General features: G+C 40.5%; 19 protein-coding genes and 1 tRNA gene. 11 read left to right on the forward strand and 9 right to left on the reverse strand.

What is annotated here, in order from left to right; genetic code table 11:
- Positions 1-87: 87 nt before the first annotated feature.
- Both MSC25_RS07750 and MSC25_RS07755 read left to right on the forward strand, forming a co-directional pair.
- A complete protein-coding gene (locus MSC25_RS07750) occupies positions 88-831 on the forward strand; it encodes a sporulation protein (RefSeq protein WP_029773443.1) in 744 nt (247 codons plus the stop codon).
- 58 nt (positions 832-889) lie between these two features.
- The gene (locus MSC25_RS07755) at positions 890-1,339 is read left to right on the forward strand and encodes a GNAT family N-acetyltransferase (RefSeq protein WP_248443075.1); all 450 of its coding nucleotides are present in this window, start codon (positions 890-892) and stop codon (positions 1,337-1,339) included.
- Between the two features lie 101 nt (positions 1,340-1,440).
- On the opposite strand, the gene MSC25_RS07760 is transcribed toward MSC25_RS07755, so the two are convergent.
- The 6 genes from MSC25_RS07760 to MSC25_RS07785 all read right to left on the reverse strand — a co-directional run bounded on the left by MSC25_RS07760 (position 1,441) and on the right by MSC25_RS07785 (position 7,309).
- The gene (locus tag MSC25_RS07760) at positions 1,441-2,793 is read right to left on the reverse strand and encodes a sodium-dependent transporter (protein WP_096739947.1); all 1,353 of its coding nucleotides are present in this window, start codon (positions 2,791-2,793) and stop codon (positions 1,441-1,443) included.
- 181 nt (positions 2,794-2,974) lie between these two features.
- Entirely contained in the window at positions 2,975-4,267 is a 1,293-nt protein-coding gene (locus tag MSC25_RS07765; RefSeq protein WP_055253011.1) for a HAMP domain-containing sensor histidine kinase, read from the reverse strand.
- A gap of 17 nt (positions 4,268-4,284) precedes the next feature.
- Positions 4,285-4,992 (reverse strand): response regulator transcription factor, encoded by a 708-nt coding sequence (locus MSC25_RS07770; protein ID WP_029773446.1) that lies wholly within the window; start codon positions 4,990-4,992, stop codon positions 4,285-4,287.
- A gap of 195 nt (positions 4,993-5,187) precedes the next feature.
- The gene (locus MSC25_RS07775; protein ID WP_248443077.1) at positions 5,188-5,571 is read right to left on the reverse strand and encodes a DUF3019 domain-containing protein; all 384 of its coding nucleotides are present in this window, start codon (positions 5,569-5,571) and stop codon (positions 5,188-5,190) included.
- Positions 5,561-6,418, reverse strand: coding sequence for a MipA/OmpV family protein (locus MSC25_RS07780; protein WP_004587349.1), 858 nt, complete (start codon positions 6,416-6,418; stop codon positions 5,561-5,563). Before MSC25_RS07780 ends, MSC25_RS07775 begins: the two co-directional genes overlap by 11 nt.
- An 87-nt stretch (positions 6,419-6,505) precedes the next feature.
- Positions 6,506-7,309 carry a hypothetical protein gene (locus MSC25_RS07785; protein WP_029773447.1) on the reverse strand — a complete coding sequence of 268 codons (804 nt, stop codon included), beginning with the start codon at positions 7,307-7,309 and terminating at the stop codon, positions 6,506-6,508.
- Between the two features lie 136 nt (positions 7,310-7,445).
- On the opposite strand from MSC25_RS07785, the gene MSC25_RS07790 reads away from it, so the two are divergent.
- Complete coding sequence (locus MSC25_RS07790; protein ID WP_248443079.1) at positions 7,446-8,570, forward strand: serine hydrolase domain-containing protein; 1,125 nt, start codon at positions 7,446-7,448, stop codon at positions 8,568-8,570.
- 135 nt (positions 8,571-8,705) lie between these two features.
- Here the strand turns inward: MSC25_RS07790 and yhbY are convergent, their stop codons facing one another.
- Positions 8,706-9,002 carry a ribosome assembly RNA-binding protein YhbY gene (gene yhbY / locus MSC25_RS07795; protein WP_004587346.1) on the reverse strand — a complete coding sequence of 99 codons (297 nt, stop codon included), beginning with the start codon at positions 9,000-9,002 and terminating at the stop codon, positions 8,706-8,708.
- Between the two features lie 88 nt (positions 9,003-9,090).
- Here yhbY and rlmE point away from each other — a divergent pair, with 88 nt between their 5' ends.
- From rlmE to MSC25_RS07835, 8 genes are all read left to right on the forward strand, one after another.
- Positions 9,091-9,720, forward strand: coding sequence for a 23S rRNA (uridine(2552)-2'-O)-methyltransferase RlmE (gene rlmE, locus MSC25_RS07800; RefSeq protein ID WP_004587345.1), 630 nt, complete (start codon positions 9,091-9,093; stop codon positions 9,718-9,720).
- A 66-nt stretch (positions 9,721-9,786) separates the two neighbouring features.
- Positions 9,787-11,730, forward strand: coding sequence for an ATP-dependent zinc metalloprotease FtsH (gene ftsH / locus MSC25_RS07805; RefSeq protein ID WP_004587344.1), 1,944 nt, complete (start codon positions 9,787-9,789; stop codon positions 11,728-11,730).
- 70 nt (positions 11,731-11,800) lie between these two features.
- Entirely contained in the window at positions 11,801-12,646 is an 846-nt protein-coding gene (gene folP, locus MSC25_RS07810; protein ID WP_039972216.1) for a dihydropteroate synthase, read from the forward strand.
- The gene (gene glmM, locus MSC25_RS07815) at positions 12,646-13,986 is read left to right on the forward strand and encodes a phosphoglucosamine mutase (protein WP_248443081.1); all 1,341 of its coding nucleotides are present in this window, start codon (positions 12,646-12,648) and stop codon (positions 13,984-13,986) included. The genes folP and glmM overlap by 1 nt, the downstream gene beginning before the upstream one ends.
- An 80-nt stretch (positions 13,987-14,066) precedes the next feature.
- Positions 14,067-14,816 carry a triose-phosphate isomerase gene (gene tpiA, locus MSC25_RS07820; protein ID WP_248443084.1) on the forward strand — a complete coding sequence of 250 codons (750 nt, stop codon included), beginning with the start codon at positions 14,067-14,069 and terminating at the stop codon, positions 14,814-14,816.
- Between the two features lies 1 nt (position 14,817).
- The gene (secG, locus tag MSC25_RS07825; RefSeq protein ID WP_004587340.1) at positions 14,818-15,165 is read left to right on the forward strand and encodes a preprotein translocase subunit SecG; all 348 of its coding nucleotides are present in this window, start codon (positions 14,818-14,820) and stop codon (positions 15,163-15,165) included.
- 81 nt (positions 15,166-15,246) lie between these two features.
- Positions 15,247-15,331: transfer RNA gene (locus MSC25_RS07830), tRNA-Leu, on the forward strand.
- A gap of 210 nt (positions 15,332-15,541) precedes the next feature.
- Positions 15,542-17,167: a methyl-accepting chemotaxis protein gene (locus tag MSC25_RS07835; RefSeq protein WP_248443086.1), complete on the forward strand. Its 1,626-nt coding sequence runs from the start codon at positions 15,542-15,544 to the stop codon at positions 17,165-17,167.
- A gap of 226 nt (positions 17,168-17,393) precedes the next feature.
- Here the strand turns inward: MSC25_RS07835 and MSC25_RS07840 are convergent, their stop codons facing one another.
- Both MSC25_RS07840 and MSC25_RS07845 read right to left on the reverse strand, forming a co-directional pair.
- Positions 17,394-17,801, reverse strand: a complete 408-nt coding sequence (locus MSC25_RS07840; protein WP_248443088.1) for a phosphate ABC transporter substrate-binding protein — start codon at positions 17,799-17,801, stop codon at positions 17,394-17,396.
- A 12-nt stretch (positions 17,802-17,813) separates the two neighbouring features.
- Positions 17,814-18,944, reverse strand: a complete 1,131-nt coding sequence (locus MSC25_RS07845) for a porin (RefSeq protein WP_096739942.1) — start codon at positions 18,942-18,944, stop codon at positions 17,814-17,816.
- Between the last annotated feature and the right edge of the window lie 391 nt (positions 18,945-19,335).

The raw sequence follows: 19,335 nt of genomic DNA on the forward strand, positions 1-19,335 counted from the left end.
ATTGGCTTTTAAATATGGTTAAGATGCTTTAACGAAGGAGTTTAAGCTTGAGCAACAAACTGAGCCGCTCAGCTTAAGGAGATAGATATGTTTAAAAAGATTTTAGCGTCGGTAGGTATTGGCGCTGCAAAAGTAGATACAATTTTAGAAACTGAGCACCTTCAGCCAGGGCAACTCTTTAACGCTAATATCGTTATAACTGCAGGCGATGTGGCTCAAGAAATTGCTGGCCTTGATTTGTTTTTAATGACTCGCGTTAAAGTTGATGGCGAAGAAGGTGAGTACTTTACTAATCACGTAATTGATCAGTGGCGTATAACCGACATAGGCACCATTGAGCCAGGCGAAGTTAAAAGCATTCCATTTGAAGCGCGCCTTCATCCAGAAACGCCAATTACCGAAATTAATGCCGGCTACAACCAATCACATGTATGGATTGAAACAGGCCTTGATATTGATTTAGCACTAGACCCTACAGATAAAGACCACTTGCATATTTACCCTAACGAAGCTGTTAAAACCTGTATGCAAGCAATGGATAAATTAGGTTTTAGTTTATTAAAAGCTGATGTTGAAAAAGGCCATTTACGTGCTCCTACTTTTCAGTCGGTATCGGGGTGTTATCAAGAGTTAGAGTACAAGCCTAATAGCCGCAGCTTATTTGGTATTCAAGAAATTGAATTATCGTTTGTACCAGAAGCACACAAAACGCATGTTTTAATTGAGCTGGATAGAGCATTTCGAGGCGATGGTTATGTTGATTTAACCATAGAGCACGACCATGTGAATTTATCGCAGTTGTGCGACCAATTAGAGCGTTTGTTTGCCTAAGTGATGCGTAATTTAACTAAACCCAGCTTAGGCTGGGTTTTTTATTTTAGGATTTTATATGTCGTTTAAATGTGCGCATTTTGATGCGCTTGATACTCGTACTTTATTTACGATAATGCGCGGCCGTGTTGATGTATTTGTAGTAGAGCAAACATGCCCTTACCCTGAGCTTGATGAAGTAGACTTTAACCCTAGTACTCAGCATTTATATGCAATTGCAGATAATAGTTTATTAGCTTATGCCCGCTGCTATGAAAAAAACGAGCAGTACAGTGCAATAGGCCGTGTACTGGTTTGCAAAAGTGAACGAGGTAAAGGGCGGGCTACTGAGCTTGTAAATGCGGCCATAGCGTGTTGTCAAAAGCAGTGGCCACAACGTCATATTTATATAGGCGCACAAACCTATTTATTAGCATTTTATCGCTCTTTTGGCTTTACAGAAGTAGGGGAGCAATACCTAGAAGATGGCATCCCTCATCAAGATATGGTGTTAAATACACTAAGCTAATTTATTACGAGTAAATTTAAGCTATTAAAAAGCCCACTTAACGCGTGGGCTTTGCTTAATTTAGTACTTAACCTGAACTCGGGTTAGTTAAAAATAACGTTTTAACTTAACACCGAATGTAAAAACACAGCACCAATAGCTATAGGGCACACAAACTTAGTGTATACAGGCCATACTTTCCAAAATAGTGTGTTATGAACCTCAGGGTTACCTTGCTGTATTGCTTTTAGTAGTGAGCCACGGTACCAAATCCAGCCAACAAAAATACAACACATTAAGCCAAGTAAAGGCTGAGCAACTTTAGTTGTTAGAGTGATCACTAAACCAAATAAGCTTCCTAAGTTACATACTATGGTAATGCTCACTGCGCTTATTAGCGCGCCTATTAGCCATGTTGCCTGCAGGCGGCTCATTGCAAAGCGCTCCACAGTATAGGATACCGGCGCCTCTAACATTGAAATAGAGGAGGTAAGTGCGGCTATACTCATTAGGGCAAAAAATGCAAAGCCTATAAATAAACCCACAGAGCCCATACCATCAAACAATGCTGGTAGCACTTGAAACACCAGTGTGTCTTCAGAGAGAAGTTTGCCTGTAGATGAAAAAATTTCTACGCCTTGAGCTTGCGCGACATACATGGCAGGTATAATTAAAAGGCCCGCTACAAACGCGATAAACACATCTATTAAGGTTACATATGCGCCTAGCGTGACTAGGTTTTCTTTTTTACTTATGTAAGAGCCATAAATAATCATCACGCTGGTGCCTAATGACAAAGAGAAAAACGCTTGGCCGAGTGCACTTACTAGTAAATTTGCATCAAATATAGATGAAAAATCAGGCACTAAATAGGCTTTAAGCCCTTGCATGGCACCTTCTTGGGTCATAACGTAGGCAATTAGGGCAAATAAAATACCTAAAAGAGCAGGCATCAGGCGCTTAGACCATTTTTCTATGCCGTTTTCTACGCCACGACTAATAATAGCCACGGTGAGTATAATAAATATCACTGTAAAAATGATGTTTCGTGAAAGTGACTGCTCACTTAACCACGTTGAAGCTTGATTTGCACCAGCTAATGTAGTGATAGGCTCGATTGTTGCGCTGAGCATCCAGCCTGCCACAATGGCATAAAAACTTAAAATAAAGCCTGCACATAAAATCCCGCCAAAACCCACGATAAAAGCAAAACGCTTTTGCCACGCGTGTGATGTTATTTTTGTTAAAGAAGACACCGCATTAGCTTGTCCGTGGCGGCCAATTATAAGCTCAGCCATAAGTGCGGGGTATGCTAAAAAGAACGCGAGTACCAAATAAGCGACTAAAAAAGCGGCACCACCATTGCTTGCTGTTTGGGTAGGAAAACCCCAAATATTACCTAAACCTACTGCAGAGCCTGCGGCGGCCATTATAAATCCAAAGCGAGAGCTAAACTCACCTCTAACTGCGCTCATATTGTTGTACTTCTCTATTTTTTGACGGCGCTGACAATCTACTGGAATTGCAAATAAATAAAAAGTACTTATTTGCCCAATTGTGACAATAATTATCGTCTGGTGTGTCTATCACGCGATGCATTTAATTAATGTTATCAACAGGTTTAGAATAAGGAGTTGATTTTGTGTAAATAATATTTTACGAATCGTGATGCTGGCCAATTTTAAGGGTAAAACACGCCCCTTGAAGCCGCGCACTTTTACTAACGCTTACACTGCCGTGATGCCAATCTGCCACTTTTGCAACAATGGCTAACCCTAAGCCATAACTTTTATCAGCACGGTTACGGTGGCTTTCTTCTCTAAAAAACGGGCTAAAAACGTTATTAAAGTTCTCTGGTGCGATGCCTGGGCCATCATCTTCAACTGTAATATATAAATAATGCTCATCGCGCTTTGCACTGACATAAATAGTGTCTTTTGCAAAGTCGCAGGCATTGCCAATTAAATTACTAATAGCCCGAGCAAGCCAATGTAAGTCAGCAAAAACCATATCGTCACTACTGTTTAGTTGTATTTTAAGTTGGCTGGTTTCAATTTTAGGCGAAAGCTGTGTAAGTAAATCCTCAAGATAGTGCGATAAATTAGTTTGCGAGTAGGTGAGCTGGTTGGCATTTTGCTCAAGGGTTGCAAAGGCTAAATAGCTTTTAAGCATCGATTCCATATGATCGAGATCGTTTTCCATACGCACAAGGTATTGCTTAACTTTAGGCATATCTGCGCTGTCGAGCGCAGCATCTAAGCCAAAGCGTAAACATGCGATAGGGGTTCTAATATCGTGCGATAAGCTCGATGCCATTAATTTGTTCTCCGCCACGAGCTTTTCTATTTGGCTAGCCATTCGGTTAAATGTAAGCTCAACATCTCTTATGTAGGTAAAGTGAGAGACCTTTATTCTCGCTTGCACATCTCCTGCGGCAAATTTTTTGGCCGCATCGTTTAATACTGTTAAGCGTTTAGCAAGTGGGGCAATAATAAAGCCCATAAAAATGCAGAGCCCAGCATAAAACAACAAAGTTAAAATAATATCGTTGCGCTGATCTGTTTCAAAGCCTTTATCTAGGCGCATGGAAAGATGATAAGGCGACAATACTTCGCTACTGTAGAGCATATAAAAACCTTGCTGGTCTTCTAAAATAAGGCCGCTTTGGGTATGCATTTGTAGTATTAAAGACGGTGGCAGGGCAAGGGATTCATTGTTTTTGTAATCAAGCTTTACATTAAAGTCGTTTGCCAATTGCTTTACATAAGCTGCGCGCTCTGAGGTCGCTACACTACTCAAATGTTTACTAAAGCCGTTGATCATTTGGCTTTGTAGGCTAAATTCATCATGCGGTGTTTGAGTTTGTTGGCTAAATGCATCGATTAGCCAGCCCAATACAACAATAGAAAGCAGCGCACTACCGAGTAGTGAAATGTAAAATTTTTTCATTTAAACCACCACGGTTACTATTCCCACGCAGTGGCAACAAGTAAATAACCTCGCCCCCAAATTGTTTTAATTTTTTCTGGGTTTTGCGGGTCATCATGAAACTTTTTGCGCAGCGCAGATATTAGTACATCAACACTTCTATCAAGCCCATCGTATTCACGGCCTTTGGTTGCTTTAAACACAGCATCACGCGAGACTACTTGGCCTGCATTACTGGCTAAATAGTGCAGTAGGAGGTACTCAGCACTAGAAATAGCCATATCTTGATTATTAAGCGTTACACTGCGTGATTGAGTATCAATACTGAGTGCGCCTACAGTAATCACACTCTCGTTAGTGGCTACTTTAGTCGGTTCGCTGGTAAGGCGCAGTGCTGCTTTTATACGGGCAAGTAATGCGCGAGGGCGCACAGGTTTCATGATGTAATCACTCGCACCTACTTCTAAACCAATTACTTCATCCATTTCATCATCGCGGGCGGTTAGCATAATAATGGGCGCGGTGTAAAAGCTACGTAGCTCTCTGCACACACTTATACCGTCTTGGCCTGGCAACATAATGTCGAGCAGGACTATGTTAGGGTTTAAGTTTTTTACCTGGCTTATTACTTCATCGCCGCGATGGCAAACATGGGTGGTATAGCCTTGCTCGGTTAAGTACTCTGCAACCCATTGGGCTAAAGAGGTGTCATCTTCAACTAATAAAATAGTGCCGTAATTATCCATAAAGCTTCCTTAGTGTTAGAGGGTTGCCGTGTGTGGATTGAAACTCGCCCTTAAATAACCCTAAGGGCTGCATAAGTTTGGGATTTGTGCTGCGTTAGTGCCTATTTAGGTGAACAACCACACTTTATAAGCGCTGACTTACTTAATTACCAAACACATTGCTGTAAAATCAATCACGAAAGGCCACACCTCTAATTAGAACAAGCGCCAGCGGCGTTTTTTTTGTCTATTTTGATAAACCCACTGCAGTTTAACCTCTGTTGTGGCAATAACTTGGGCTGTATTACTATCAAACAATTCAAAAGAAACACTTTGCTGGGAGTCGAAGGTATATTCAAATACGCCTTTTTGCTGCTTTAACCAGCATTGCATTATATATTTTGATGTTGCGTCTCTTAGGCAGTAATTACCAATAGTTGGTTGCTGCCAGCTAAGCGTTACATCAGCGTAGCAATTGCGGCCTTCACGTAGTGCAACACAGGTGTCGGGCAGCGCAATTAATGGGGCTGTTTTATCTGTTGTTTTAGCAGATGAAATAGCAGGGAAGATCAATAATAAACAGATCCATCTAAAATACATAACGTAGGCCTACCTTGGCTTTATGTTGATACCCTTGAGAAATAATGGGGCTGTCGTCTATTTCTTTTGAAAACCACGTTGTTAACCAGCCAGACAAAAACACCCAATCTTGAGAAATAGGGTACTCAGCATGAAACTCAAACATAATACTGGTACTGCCATTAGGGGTGTAAATAGGGCGGTTAGCGGTGGCTTCGTCTGCATCTATACCAAAGTAATAGTTAGTAAAACTGCCCGAATAAGCGCTAATACCTACCCCAGATCTAAACTCCCAATTACGCCATGGCAAAATATGGCTAAAAAAGGTGTTAAACACCCAGCCATTATGTGTACCTGTAATATCATGTAAAAACTCAAACGAAATTTGCGAGTTTTCAAAGCGGCGCGTTAATCTTAGCCCAGCATCAAAATCGTAATTACGCGATTTTATACCCGCAAGCTCTTCTATTACACCGTGGTTGTAAAAACCTAAACCTTTGTCATCAAAGCCAGCCTGAGTATTGGTGCCTAATATATCCAAGCCCCAATCAAATTTATCTATAAGGCTGTAACCCACAACTAAGCCGCCGCTTAATTGGTTATGATCAAAGTCGAGATAAAAGTTTTCGTAGGAAATAGCCAGGCTTAAATCGAGTTCAATGCCATCGTCGTAGGAATCAAGGCCAATTAGGTAAGAGTCTTCTACATAATAACCAGCCCCAGCGCTCCAATCCCACGCAAAGCCTTGGGTGGGCTCTAGTGTGTTATCAGCATAGTATCGATTGCTTGCCTGGCTTTGAAAGCTCAAAAAACTGGCGCAAAGCAATACGCTATTAATAAAAGTATGCTGTAAGAAAGCGTTTTTCATCCCTGGGGACCTAATTATTATTTGTTATTAAGCGTATTATATTGGTAAGTGAATCCTTGAATCTGTAAAAAAATGTAGTTTTTTACGTTATTGCACTTTTATTTTATCAATTAAAATACTGCTTAAGTAATATTGCATCATAGGCGTTAAGGCACTCACCTCTGTACGCGTACATGGGCCTTGTAGTTTAGTTAAGCTGCTTAATTTAGTAATAGTTTTAAAGGGCGGTACAGTTACTTCCTTACCTGCGCGCGCTATACGGGCTTGCTCGGTATTTTGTTGATGTACAAATGTTGCCACTTCTAACTCATTAGTAATTTTTTGCTCTTGGGCAAAGCTAAACAATAAAGGCTCACGGTGGAAGCTTGCGCTGTCTATTGATGATTTTGCAAACCACACCACATCGCCAGAGGCGCGGTGCGTAATGCGCATGCTCACTTGCGCTAGTATGGTGGCGCATTGTTGAGTAGGGTATTGCTGCGCTACTTTGGCAAATAAAGGGTAAGGGTTTTCAGGTTGAGTTAACGCATATTTTGTATCGTCAGTAAAAGCTAAATCTAACTGATGAATAGCTAACGTGTAGTCACTGTTTTTGCTATCAGTCACTTCTAAGCCTTTATCGTTCAAGGCTTGGGTTATTTGCTTTAATAGCGTGTCTGTTACGCTTGCTTTATCGGTTGTAATACGCACTGTTTGGCCGCGTGTTACTTTGTGCGCCGGTAACTGTACAGACTTAACTTTTGGCGATGCGTGCTCTGTTTTATACTCAAGCTGGTAAGTTTCGCTCTTTAATGTTGGCTTTAACGGTAAAGCCAAAGGCTCGGCCGGCTGTTTGGTAATTGCACAACCTGCTGATAATAATATAAAAAGTGATACAACTATAAAACGCATAAATACTTAACATCCACTTAAAAAGCCAATAATCGCAACATTGTACGTTAGTCCTATCAAAACTTCATGATATTATGCACATAGATGTAGTTAAAAAAGAATAAATTTGTAACGAATGAAGTATCTCACTAATTTTATGTATGTTTGGGTCGCTATTTGTCTATCTTTACCGCTTCAGGCAATAGCTAAAGCAGACTCAAGCTGGGATGGATTCGTAAAACAGTATGGACGCTACGCAGAAAAAAAACTCAACAGTAAAGGTATTCCTGGCGCTGCGCTTTCGATAGTGAGTATTGGTAACGCTGATTATATCCACACCATGGGCCGCACCAAGGCAAGAAGTGGCACACAGGTTAACCGCCATACCCGCTTTAGGTTGGCTTCTGTGTCAAAAACATTTGCAGGGTCGTTAACTGCAAAGCTTGCAAGTGAAGGGTTAATAGATTTATTTAAACCGGTAAGTGAGTATATACCTGCCTTTAAAGGCACGGTTTATAAAGACAATTTAAAAGTGTTTCACTTATTAAGCCACTCCAGCGGGTTGGTCCCTAATGCGTATGACAATTTAATCGAATCAAGAATGAATTACCCCGATATTGTCGAAAAGCTATTAACAGTAAAGCCCATTTGCGAACCAGGCCAATGCTATGGCTATCAAAATGTGATGTTTAGTTTAATTGATGATGTAATTTACAGCAGTACCAATAAAAAATATGACCAGTGGTTGCAAGAGGGAATTTTTACACCATTAAAAATGAGCGATACCAGCTTAGGCTACGATGCAATGGTGCAGGATAAAAATTATGCGTTGCCGCACGTTAGAGGCAAAAAACGTTGGTACACAGCCAAGCTGAAAAAAAATTATTATAAAGTCGGCCCGGCTGCGGGCGTAAATGCAAGTGCCACCGATATGGCAAAATGGTTAAATGCGCAATTAGGGCAAAACCTAGATGTACTCTCTTTAGATGCACTTGCTACACAAACACGTCCTTATACACTTACAAAAAAAGAGCGTTATAGACGAGTATGGAAAAAGGAATTAGAACAAGCTTATTATGGATTAGGCTGGCGTGTTTATAACTACAACGATGAAACGCTTTATTATCATAGCGGCTGGGTGCAAGGCTATCGCAGTGATTTGGTGGTTATACCGCATTTCAATGTGGGTTTTAGTTTGATTGTTAACGCGGAAACAGGCGTGATAAATGAATTAACTACTGAATTTTTAGACCGTTTATTAAAATACAAACGCACTAAATAAACATGCCTAAGATTGCTTAAAAGGGCCGTGCTTTTAAATTTATTTTTTACCGGTAAAAAGCATAAATAAGCACATATAATAAAAAAACCAGCTTAATGCTGGTTTTTTTATAATAAGGCTCACTGCACAATTAACTTATGCGCGTGGTAATTGAATCTTTTTTTCTGCACTTTGACGATACAATACAACAGTGTGACCTATTGTTTGTAGCTTAGTAGCGCCGGTTTCACGAACGATTGCATCAAAAATAAGTGCTTTTGTTTCACGATCGTCAGTAGGTACTTTTACTTTAATCAATTCGTGAATTTCTAATGCACTTTGAATTTCGACTACTACGCCCTCGGTTAAACCGTTAGAACCTAGTAAAACTACAGGCTTAAGGCTATGCGCCTGACCTTTTAAAAACTGCTTTTGTTTGTTTGATAATGTCATGTTTATACAAATTTTGCTGAATATGGCTTGAATTAAGGGTATTCTAACGCCATCTAAAGAATATTACTAATTAGTTGCGTGTTAATTTATGACAAATAAAAAACATTCAGCCAGTTCAAAGCGATGGCTGAAAGAACATTTTGATGATCAATATGTTCAGCAAGCGCAAAAAAAAGGCTGGCGTTCTCGAGCTGTTTTCAAATTAGATGAGATCCAAAATAAAGATAAACTGCTTCGCCCTGGTATGACCGTTGTTGATTTAGGTGCTGCACCTGGCAGCTGGTCACAATACTTAGCCGAGAAAGTATCTGATAAAGGTCAGGTTGTTGCGTGTGACATATTACCTATGGACTCACTTGCGGGGGTTGACTTTTTACAAGGCGATTTTCGTGAAGAAGCCGTACTTGATGCATTGTTAAAACGCATTGATGGTAAAAATGTTGATGTGGTACTCTCTGACATGGCGCCAAATATGAGCGGTAATAACTCGGTAGATCAAGCGGGTAGCATGTATTTGGTAGAATTAGCACTTGATATGTGTCATCAAGTATTAAAGAAAAATGGTGCATTTGTTGTTAAAGTGTTTCAAGGTGAAGGCTTTGATCAATACTTGCAAGACGTTCGTAATAGTTTTAAAGCAGTGAAAATACGCAAACCTGATGCCTCACGTGCCCGTTCTCGGGAAGTATATATAGTAGCGACCGGCTACAAACTGTAGTACAGTTGCTTGGCGTTTAGTTGAATTTAAATTAATTGGATACAAGAGGTTAACCCCTTGAGCGATATGGCGAAAAATCTAATACTCTGGCTGGTTATTGCAGTTGTGCTAATGTCAGTATTTCAGAGCTTTAATGGCGGCGATCAAGTTGATCGTCAAACAAGTTACACTCAATTTGTAAAAGACGTGCGTAGCGGCTCTTTGCAAGAAGTTATTATTGACCGTGGAACAGGTAATATTACAGGTACTAAAAGCAGTGGTGAGCGTTTTCAAACCACAATGCCAATGTACGATGAAGACTTAATTAATGATTTACTTAAAAATGATGTAAATGTGAAAGGCGTTCAGCCTGAAGAACAATCGTTTTTAGCAAGTATTTTTATCTCTTGGTTCCCAATGTTGCTGCTTATAGGGGTATGGATATTCTTCATGCGTCAAATGCAAGGCGGTGGCGGTAAAGGCGCAATGTCGTTTGGTAAAAGCAAAGCGCGCCTGATGAGCGAAGACCAAGTTAAAACAACTTTTGCTGATGTAGCAGGTTGTGATGAAGCAAAAGACGACGTAACAGAGTTAGTAGACTTTTTACGTGACCCTTCTAAGTTCCAAAAACTTGGTGGTAGTATTCCTAAGGGCGTACTAATGGTGGGTCCTCCTGGTACGGGTAAAACATTACTTGCAAAAGCCGTAGCCGGTGAAGCAAAAGTACCGTTTTTCACCATTTCAGGTTCTGACTTTGTTGAAATGTTTGTTGGTGTGGGCGCATCGCGTGTACGTGACATGTTTGAGCAAGCTAAAAAGGCTGCACCCTGTATTATCTTTATAGATGAGATTGATGCTGTAGGTCGTAAGCGTGGCGCTGGCATGGGCGGTGGACACGACGAACGTGAACAAACACTAAACCAAATGCTAGTAGAAATGGATGGTTTTGAAGGTAACGAAGGTATTATCGTTATAGCGGCAACTAACCGCCCTGACGTACTAGACCCTGCATTACTTCGTCCTGGTCGTTTTGACCGTCAAGTAGTGGTTGGTTTGCCTGATATTCGTGGCCGTGAGCAAATTCTTAAAGTACATATGCGTAAAGTGCCATTAGGCGATAACGTAGAAGCGGCAGTTATTGCACGTGGTACGCCTGGTTTCTCTGGTGCTGATTTAGCAAACCTTGTAAACGAAGCTGCACTTTATGCCGCACGTGGTAATAAACGTGTTGTAAGTATGGCTGAATTTGATGCTGCTAAAGATAAAATCATGATGGGTGCAGAGCGCAAGACCATGGTGATGAGTGAGCAAGAGAAAGAAATGACGGCTTACCATGAAGCGGGCCATGCTATTGTTGGCCGTATGGTGCCAGAGCACGACCCAGTTTATAAAGTGTCGATTATTCCACGTGGCCGTGCCCTTGGTGTAACTATGTACCTGCCTGAACAGGACCGTGTTAGCCATTCTAAAGAGCTTTTAGAGTCAATGATTTCAAGCCTTTACGGTGGCCGAATTGCTGAAGCACTTATCTATGGCGAAGACAAAGTAACAACGGGTGCGAGTAACGACATTGAGCGTGCAACAGATATTGCACGTAAAATGGTAACGCAGTGGGGCTTGAGTGAAAAACTAGGTCCGTTACTTTACGCTGAAGATCAAAACGAGATGTACATGGGTGGCGGCGGTGGTCGCGCAATGAGCATGTCTGATGAAACAGCTAAAGTAATTGATGCCGAAGTACGCTTATTCTCAGACCGTAATTATCAAAGAGCAGAAGATATATTAAAAGAAAATATTGATATTCTTCATGCGATGAAAGATGCATTAATGAAATATGAAACAATTGATGCTAAACAAATTGATGATTTAATGGCGCGTCAGCCTGTGCGTGAACCACGTGATGCACACGACCGTTTAGACGATAAGCCAACTAAAACAGTCGCACCTCAAGAAAAGCCGGTTGATGAAAGCCAAAAACCGGATGATTCATCGAAAAAAGATGAAACAAACCTTGATGATAAAGCTGAATAATCGTTAAAATAATACTTTAAAAGCCCCGTACTTCGGGGCTTTTTTGTATCAAATAACTAAAAGGTTGGCGATGACTAACATAATAAACCTTCCCCGTGGGCGTAAACTTAATTTAGAAAAACCATGTGTGATGGGTATTTTAAATGTGACCCCAGATTCATTTTCTGATGGTGGAAAGTTTTTAGATACAGCGCACGCGGTGCAACAGGCAATGCAGTTGTTAGACGAGGGTGCAACTATCATTGATATTGGCGGGGAGTCTACACGCCCAGGCGCGCCAGATGTTAATTTAGACGATGAACTTAATCGTGTGATACCTGCAATAAAAGCTATTAGAGCTAAAAGTGACTGCGTTATATCGGTAGATACCAGTAAAGCACAGGTCATGGAGCAGGCGATTTTAGCAGGTGCTGATATAGTTAACGACGTACGTGCATTACAAGAGCCCCACGCACTTAGCACACTCGCTAAGTATCCCGATGTAGCAATTTGTTTAATGCATATGCAAGGGCAGCCACGGACAATGCAAAGTGAACCCACTTATACTGACTTGCTAGCGCAAATTAACCTCTTTTTTGAGCAGCGCATAAGCGCATGCGAAACAGCGGGTATTAAGGTGGAGCAACTTATCCTCGACCCAGGTTTTGGCTTTGGCAAAACCCTAGAGCATAATTTTGAAATACTTGCTAAATTTAATGCATTTAATAAATTTGAACTACCGCTTTTAGCAGGTCTTTCACGCAAGTCGATGATAGGTAATTTGCTAAACAGAAAAACAGATGAGCGATTAGCGGGCAGCTTAGCCGGTGCGCTAATTGCCGCGCAAAATGGCGCAAAAATTATTCGTGTACACGATGTAAAAGAAACAGCAGATGTGCTAGGTGTACTCCAAGCTTGCGAAAAAGGAGCTTTATAATGAGCGAAAGAAAATATTTTGGTACCGATGGGGTACGTGGTTTAGTGGGCACAGCTCCAATTAACCCTGAGTTTGCAATGAAATTAGGCTGGGCCGCAGGTCGAGTTTTGTCTCTAAGTGGAACAAAAAAAGTAATTATAGGTAAAGATACCCGTATTTCAGGTTACATGCTAGAAACCGCGCTTGAAGCTGGTTTAATTGCCGCAGGAATAGATGTCGTACTGCTTGGGCCAATGCCAACGCCCGCTGTAGCATATTTAGCGCAGACGTTTAGAGCCGAAGCAGGTATTGTAATTAGTGCATCGCATAACCCTTATTACGATAACGGGATTAAGTTTTTTAATGGCCAAGGCTTAAAATTGGATGACGACGTTGAGCTACAAATTGAAGCGATGCTTGATGAACCAATGACCTGTGTTGCCTCAGATAAACTTGGTAAAGCCTCGCGCTTAGTAAGTGCTGATGGGCGCTATATTGAATTTTGTAAAAGCCAATTTCCACAAGGCTTATCACTTGAAGGTTTAAAAGTTGTACTAGATTGTGCCAATGGCGCAACCTACCATATTGCACCGTCGGTAATGCGTGAGCTAGGCGCTGAAGTGATTACTCATGCATGTGAGCCTAATGGGGTGAATATAAACCATGAATGTGGTGCTACACACGTTGATACGTTAAAGCGCAAAGTGCTAGAGCATAAAGCCGATGTGGGTATTGCTTACGATGGTGATGGTGATCGCGTAATGATGGTTGATCACAACGGTCGCGTATTTGACGGTGATGACTTAGTTTACATTATTGCCTGCCAAGCGGCTGAAGATCATATGCTAGGTGGTGGTGTTGTTGGCACGGTTATGTCGAACATGGGGCTTGAAAATGCATTAAAAGCAAAAGGAATTGAATTCGCGCGCAGTAAAGTTGGTGACCGTTATGTAATGGAAATGCTGCAGCAAAAAGGGTGGAGAATTGGCGGTGAAAGCTCAGGCCATGTATTAAACCTCGATTTAATCACCACGGGCGATGGTATCATTTCAAGCCTTCAGGTATTGGCTGCAATGGTGGCTCAAAATCGCACATTACAAGATTTAGGGGCTGGTTTTACAAAGTACCCAATGAAAATGATTAATGTACGTTACACACCAGGCACAGACCCTGCACAAGCACCAGAAGTAAAAGATGCGGTTGCGCAAGTAGAGCAAGCTTTAGGCGAAAAAGGCCGTGTTTTACTCCGTAAATCAGGCACTGAACCGGTAGTACGTGTTATGGTTGAAGCCGAACAAGAAAAAATAGTCATAGACAGTGCGCAAAAAATTGCAGCAGTTGTCGAATCTATGAGCAAATAAACTGATTGAGAACAATAACCTCTTGTAACTTAGGGCGAGAAAAGTTAATATCTCGCCCGCTTTCTAATCTGGAGTGGAAAATGGCAATACGTAAGGTAATGGTCGCAGGCAACTGGAAAATGAATGGCTCTTTAGAGCTTGTCACTCAACTGTCTGATGCCATTAACAGTGTTAAATCAAATGAGGTAGACATTGTTTTATTTCCTCCATTTCCATTAGTATCAGCACTGGTTGAAAGTGGTGTTACCACGGGTGCCCAAACGCTAAGTGAAAATACCCCAGGCGCCTTTACCGGTGAAGTGGATGCTCAGCTTATTAAAGATTTAGGTGCTAAGTACGTACTCGTAGGTCATTCAGAGCGACGCAGTATTTACAAAGAAAGCAATGCAACTGTAGCCGCAAAATTTGCCCGTGCACAGCAAGTAGGACTAACACCTATCTTGTGTATCGGAGAAAGCGAGAGCGAACAAGAAAACGGTCAAACCGAACACGTGGTTGCTGCACAAATTGATGCAGTAATTGAGAAATTAGGTGTAGCAGCACTGAAAGATTCTGTGATAGCATACGAGCCCGTTTGGGCCATAGGCACAGGTAAGACTGCATCGCCAGAACAGGCACAAGCTGTTCATAAATTTATCCGTGACAAAATTGCTTCATTAGATAGCGATTTAGCACAAGGGCTTACCATCTTATATGGTGGTAGCGTTAACGAAAAAAATAGCGAATTATTATTTGCACAACCAGATATAGACGGCGGCCTTATTGGTGGAGCTAGTCTAAAAGCAGATTCGTTCACTGCAATCTGTAACAGTGCAAAAGGGACCGTATAAGATGTACGAAATTTTATTAGTAGTTTATTTAGTTGTTGCTTTAGCTTTAGTTGGTATGGTTTTAATCCAGCAAGGTAAAGGCGCAGACATGGGTTCTTCATTTGGCGCCGGTGCTTCGGGCACAGTTTTTGGCTCATCAGGTGCAGGTAACTTCATGACCAAAACAACAACAAGCTTAGCAACAGTGTTTTTTGTTTTAAGTATTGTGTTAGGTAACTTAACTGCCGGTCAAATTAAAAAGACCGATGAGTGGGAAAACCTTGAAGCAGCACCTGCAGTAGAAACTGTAGCGCCAGCAGAAGAAGACGTACCTGTTACTCAACAGCAGAGCTCTGACGTACCAAACTAATTTAGCGTAAAGCTAACGTTAAACGACTTATACTCCTCAAGTAAGTCAATAAGTTTAACACCTAAGCGAAAGCTTAAAAATGCGGATGTGGTGGAATTGGTAGACACGCTACCTTGAGGGGGTAGTGCTTTCGGGCGTGGGGGTTCAAGTCCCCCCATCCGCACCAAATTATAAAACCAGTAGCAGCAATGTTACTGGTTTTTTTTATGGGAAATTTTCAATTTGCTCACTTATTAATCGCTTGATCCTTTTTGCGTTTATTAGTTGTTTAAAACTCGCTGTATTTGTAAAAAAAACTAGAAATATTACAAATTTAGTTAACACTTATAGGTAATAAGCCGATAATAGATATAGACAACAAAATAAGGTATACACAATGGCTTCAGGCTTCTCTTTTCAAAACCTCAGCATAAGTAAAAAAATACATGCGATTACCAGCATTGCGGTTGTAGCATTTTTAGCAATCGTTTTGATTAATTACTTTGCAATGAATGACAATAGAATCGCACTTGATGAAATGGAAAAGTCTTCATATCAGGTTGTTAAGTTAACTTCAGCAAATGTAAGTCTTTTAGAAAAGCTCGATGAGCTTTATACGCAAGCAGTTACATTTGGAGAGCAGGAGTTAGTAGAGAAAGCAGCTGATACATACAATGCACTAAGTAACAACATAAATGCGGTTGAGCAAATAAACGCTTCGTATATTCATAGTGACACGAAAGTTCAGTTAGCAAATTACGAAAAAATATCAGCCAGTATTGCCAATGGCATGGTAAATGGAACGGCTGACTTTAGTAAAATTCAGCAACAAGCACAAAGAAAAACAGCACTGTATAATGATGTGCTTGAAAGGTTTAAAACCGCTCAAGCAAAAGCAGACGATCGCTTTTTTGAATTAGTTGCAAGTACTAAAGAGCGTTCTGATCACGCACTAACACTTATGTTGGTGGTATCTATTGTTTCGTTAATTTTACTGCTATTTATGGCTATTTGGATTGCCAAACGTATTGCAGCCTCTGCAAGTGATGCCGCTAATAACCTGAGTCTACTCGCAAACGGTAAAGGGTCGCTGAGCACTAATCTGAGCGTAAATTCAGAGGATGAAATTGGTCAAGTATCAATTAACTTCAACTCCTTCATCGCTTTGCTGAAAAAAACAGTACTTGAAGTAATCGCGGTATGTGAGCCACTAATGGAGAACTCAACTCGCTTAGTGCAAGGTATGGAGCAGGCTGAACGTGCTACCACAAAGCAAACAACAGAGGCTGAGGTGGTTAAACAGTCTATGGAAGAGATGAAGCAAAGCGTGGGTGATATTTCTCAATCGGCGGCAAGTGCATCAAATGCAGCGCAAACAGCAGAAAAAGAGGTAGAACAAAGCAGAACTCAAGTTCAAATGTCAGTCACAGCCTCACGTACGTTAAGTGATGAAATAAATCAAGCCGCCTCAACTATCAATAAGTTAGCTGATGATACAAAAAATGTGTCTCAAATTCTTAATGTGATCACATCTATTGCTGAGCAAACTAATTTATTAGCACTAAATGCTGCTATAGAAGCGGCTCGTGCAGGTGAGCACGGTAGAGGCTTTGCCGTGGTTGCGGATGAAGTAAGAGAGCTTGCATCACGTACAGCACATTCAACGAATGAAATTCGTGAGTTACTAAGCACCTTGACTGAGGCTGCAAATGAGTCTGTAACGGCGATGACATCAGCGCGAGATATGGCCACAGATAACGCAACAGCCGCAGAGAAAACAGGCGTTTCGATAGAAAAAATTGCAGAGCAAATGTTAGAAATAAATGGTATGAACTCACAAATCGCCGCTGCAACAGAAGAGCAAACATCGGTTGCTGCGATGGTTGTAGAAAATGTGACGAATATGCATGAATCGTTTGAAGACACCATGGACTCACTCGCGGCGGTAAGGGATGTAGCGAAAAATCTACACTACCTTTCAGATAACCTTTTAGATGCCACTGCGAAATTTAAAATTGAGTAATATTAATCTGCAATAATACTTAATCATTTTAGAGGCTAAGCTAGGCGGTAGCTGCATAAAAAAATCGTTATTTAGAGCAACTAAATAACGTTTTTTTTGCCTAGCTATCTACACACTTGTCCGCCACTCAATCGCTTATTTGTTTAAGCATATTAGTATATAGCCTTAATATTTAGATATAAAAAAACCACCTAACCGGTGGTTTTTTTATATCTAGCTACCGCGCTTAAAACGTAGCAACTACCTTAACTTTATCTGTTGCCTTACTGCTGTCTATATAACCAATTGAGTCGCCATTATTAGCAACAAAATCAATAACAGCTTGGTCAGAATCAAATTTCTCTGGTGGTGTACCTTTACCGGTAAAAACAAGTTTTGACCAATAGGCATTTAATTGGCTACTAGATTTACCAACTACTTTAGAATTGAATTCATCAGCAACAGCGGTACCATTTTGAGTAGCTGGGTTTACTTTATTACCGTTAGCAAATGACTTTGCTTTTCCTAGGTAAATCTTTTTAATAGTATCGGCATCAAGTGCACTTGCATTGCCAGGGTTTACTATTACCGCAACTTCAGCATAGGCGCTAAACGCACTTACCGACAGTACACTGGCTAGGATTAATTTTTTCATATTTCGCTCCAATTAGAATACTAAGTCAACGCCAACAGCTACTACATCAGTGTCAATATCAGTTACGTCATCATCAAAACGACTAAAATCAATTTTAAATGCAGCCGATGGGTGGAAGTCGTATCGTGCACCAATGGTGTATACATTGCTTTGCGCGCGCATACTTTCTAATGCGTAATTTACAGTAGTGTTTAATAATGGAATTGACTCAAGCGTATTGAAACGTGATGAATCGTGTTTATCATCATTATTCTCATAAGTTACATGAACAGTTACATCATCGAATCGGTAACCTCCAGATACATAGTATTGTGACTGTTCAGCTAAAATACTGCCTTCCACTTCAAATTGAGTGTACTCAGCATCAAATAAGAAGTTGTCATAATCAACTGAGAAACCAATTCCGAAAAACGTGGTCTCGTCCTCATCAGTTACAAGATCATTGGCAGTATCGGTCAATCCACTCGTGTTTAGAACGTCGATAAGTTGAATTAGGTCGCTGTCATCAGAAGAGATTGAAGTATCAGCAACAATGTATGCGGCTCTCGCACTAAACCAGTCGTAAGAAACACTCCAGTTAACACCACCTAAGTTATTTAACTCAGCAGGTAAGCTATCTCCAAATACATCAATATCACCGTCGAAAGCGCCGTAAAAGCCTTGTAATGTAGAATCCCAGTCACCTAATTGGCTGTTGTATACTACGCTAAGTCCTTCATAAGTAGAAAAAGGAATACCGTATACAGATCTCGGTGGGCGAACCCAGCGATAAGCATAGCCAACGTCTAAAAAGTCAGAGTACTTGTAAAAAGGGACACGCATTTTACCAGCGCTTAATTGCAGTTCATCGCTGTATTCATAGGTAACATAGGCCCATTCGAATGTTGCGTCAAAGTCATCCTCTCCACGCGCAATAATTTGCGCTGTAGCTGTTAGCTTTTCTTGAAGGTCAGCAGAGAGTTGTAAGGCGAACTTACTCTCATTTTTAAATGAGATATCGTCATCATATCCGTATAAAGTTTGATCACTGTCTAGACTTTTGCCACCTACTATAGATGCAAAGCCATTTATGCGAACTTCAGCACTCGTGTAACTAGATGCAAGTGCGGCACATATTGCTACTGCTACAGATAGCTTTTTCATATGTATTTCCTATTTGTTATTTAGATGTTGATTTCATGGGGATTATAGAAGTGATTTTAGTTTTTATCTAATAATTTTAGCTAGTTAGTAAAAAAAGAAGTGAGCATTTAGTTTATATTGAAGTTTACAATTGTTAATCTTGAGGGTTTAGTAATCAAAGTTGTTGATTTAATTAAAGTTAAAAATTATTTGAATTTATTAAAGTTGTTTATCTAATAATTTATAAAATAGTAATTACTGTTTAATTAATTGTTTATCTCTTATTTATCTTACGTTTTGCTTGTTTATAAACATTAAACATAGCGTTAAAGCGGACTTTAAGAGAGTGATAATAATAAAGAGGCTACCTTTATCGTTTACGAGTCACTTAAATGTTTATACCAAAAGGTAT

This window comes from Pseudoalteromonas sp. 1CM17D, assembly GCF_023161805.1.
Classification (GTDB): Bacteria; Pseudomonadota; Gammaproteobacteria; order Enterobacterales; family Alteromonadaceae; genus Pseudoalteromonas; species Pseudoalteromonas atlantica.

Excerpts from the sequence above, each read along its gene's own strand:
- ftsH (WP_004587344.1), top strand. The coding sequence starts at position 9,787 with ATGGCGAAAAATCTAATACTCTGGCTGGTTATTGCAGTTGTGCTAATG.
- MSC25_RS07775 (WP_248443077.1), bottom strand. The coding sequence starts at position 5,571 with ATGTATTTTAGATGGATCTGTTTATTATTGATCTTCCCTGCTATTTCA.
- MSC25_RS07760 (WP_096739947.1), bottom strand. The coding sequence starts at position 2,793 with ATGAGCGCAGTTAGAGGTGAGTTTAGCTCTCGCTTTGGATTTATAATG.
- MSC25_RS07790 (WP_248443079.1), top strand. The coding sequence starts at position 7,446 with ATGTATGTTTGGGTCGCTATTTGTCTATCTTTACCGCTTCAGGCAATA.
- MSC25_RS07785 (WP_029773447.1), bottom strand. The coding sequence starts at position 7,309 with ATGCGTTTTATAGTTGTATCACTTTTTATATTATTATCAGCAGGTTGT.
- folP (WP_039972216.1), top strand. The coding sequence starts at position 11,801 with ATGACTAACATAATAAACCTTCCCCGTGGGCGTAAACTTAATTTAGAA.
- glmM (WP_248443081.1), top strand. The coding sequence starts at position 12,646 with ATGAGCGAAAGAAAATATTTTGGTACCGATGGGGTACGTGGTTTAGTG.
- MSC25_RS07845 (WP_096739942.1), bottom strand. The coding sequence starts at position 18,944 with ATGAAAAAGCTATCTGTAGCAGTAGCAATATGTGCCGCACTTGCATCT.
- MSC25_RS07750 (WP_029773443.1), top strand. The coding sequence starts at position 88 with ATGTTTAAAAAGATTTTAGCGTCGGTAGGTATTGGCGCTGCAAAAGTA.
- yhbY (WP_004587346.1), bottom strand. The coding sequence starts at position 9,002 with ATGACATTATCAAACAAACAAAAGCAGTTTTTAAAAGGTCAGGCGCAT.
- rlmE (WP_004587345.1), top strand. The coding sequence starts at position 9,091 with ATGACAAATAAAAAACATTCAGCCAGTTCAAAGCGATGGCTGAAAGAA.
- MSC25_RS07770 (WP_029773446.1), bottom strand. The coding sequence starts at position 4,992 with ATGGATAATTACGGCACTATTTTATTAGTTGAAGATGACACCTCTTTA.
- MSC25_RS07840 (WP_248443088.1), bottom strand. The coding sequence starts at position 17,801 with ATGAAAAAATTAATCCTAGCCAGTGTACTGTCGGTAAGTGCGTTTAGC.
- MSC25_RS07765 (WP_055253011.1), bottom strand. The coding sequence starts at position 4,267 with ATGAAAAAATTTTACATTTCACTACTCGGTAGTGCGCTGCTTTCTATT.
- tpiA (WP_248443084.1), top strand. The coding sequence starts at position 14,067 with ATGGCAATACGTAAGGTAATGGTCGCAGGCAACTGGAAAATGAATGGC.
- MSC25_RS07780 (WP_004587349.1), bottom strand. The coding sequence starts at position 6,418 with ATGAAAAACGCTTTCTTACAGCATACTTTTATTAATAGCGTATTGCTT.
- MSC25_RS07835 (WP_248443086.1), top strand. The coding sequence starts at position 15,542 with ATGGCTTCAGGCTTCTCTTTTCAAAACCTCAGCATAAGTAAAAAAATA.
- secG (WP_004587340.1), top strand. The coding sequence starts at position 14,818 with ATGTACGAAATTTTATTAGTAGTTTATTTAGTTGTTGCTTTAGCTTTA.
- MSC25_RS07755 (WP_248443075.1), top strand. The coding sequence starts at position 890 with ATGTCGTTTAAATGTGCGCATTTTGATGCGCTTGATACTCGTACTTTA.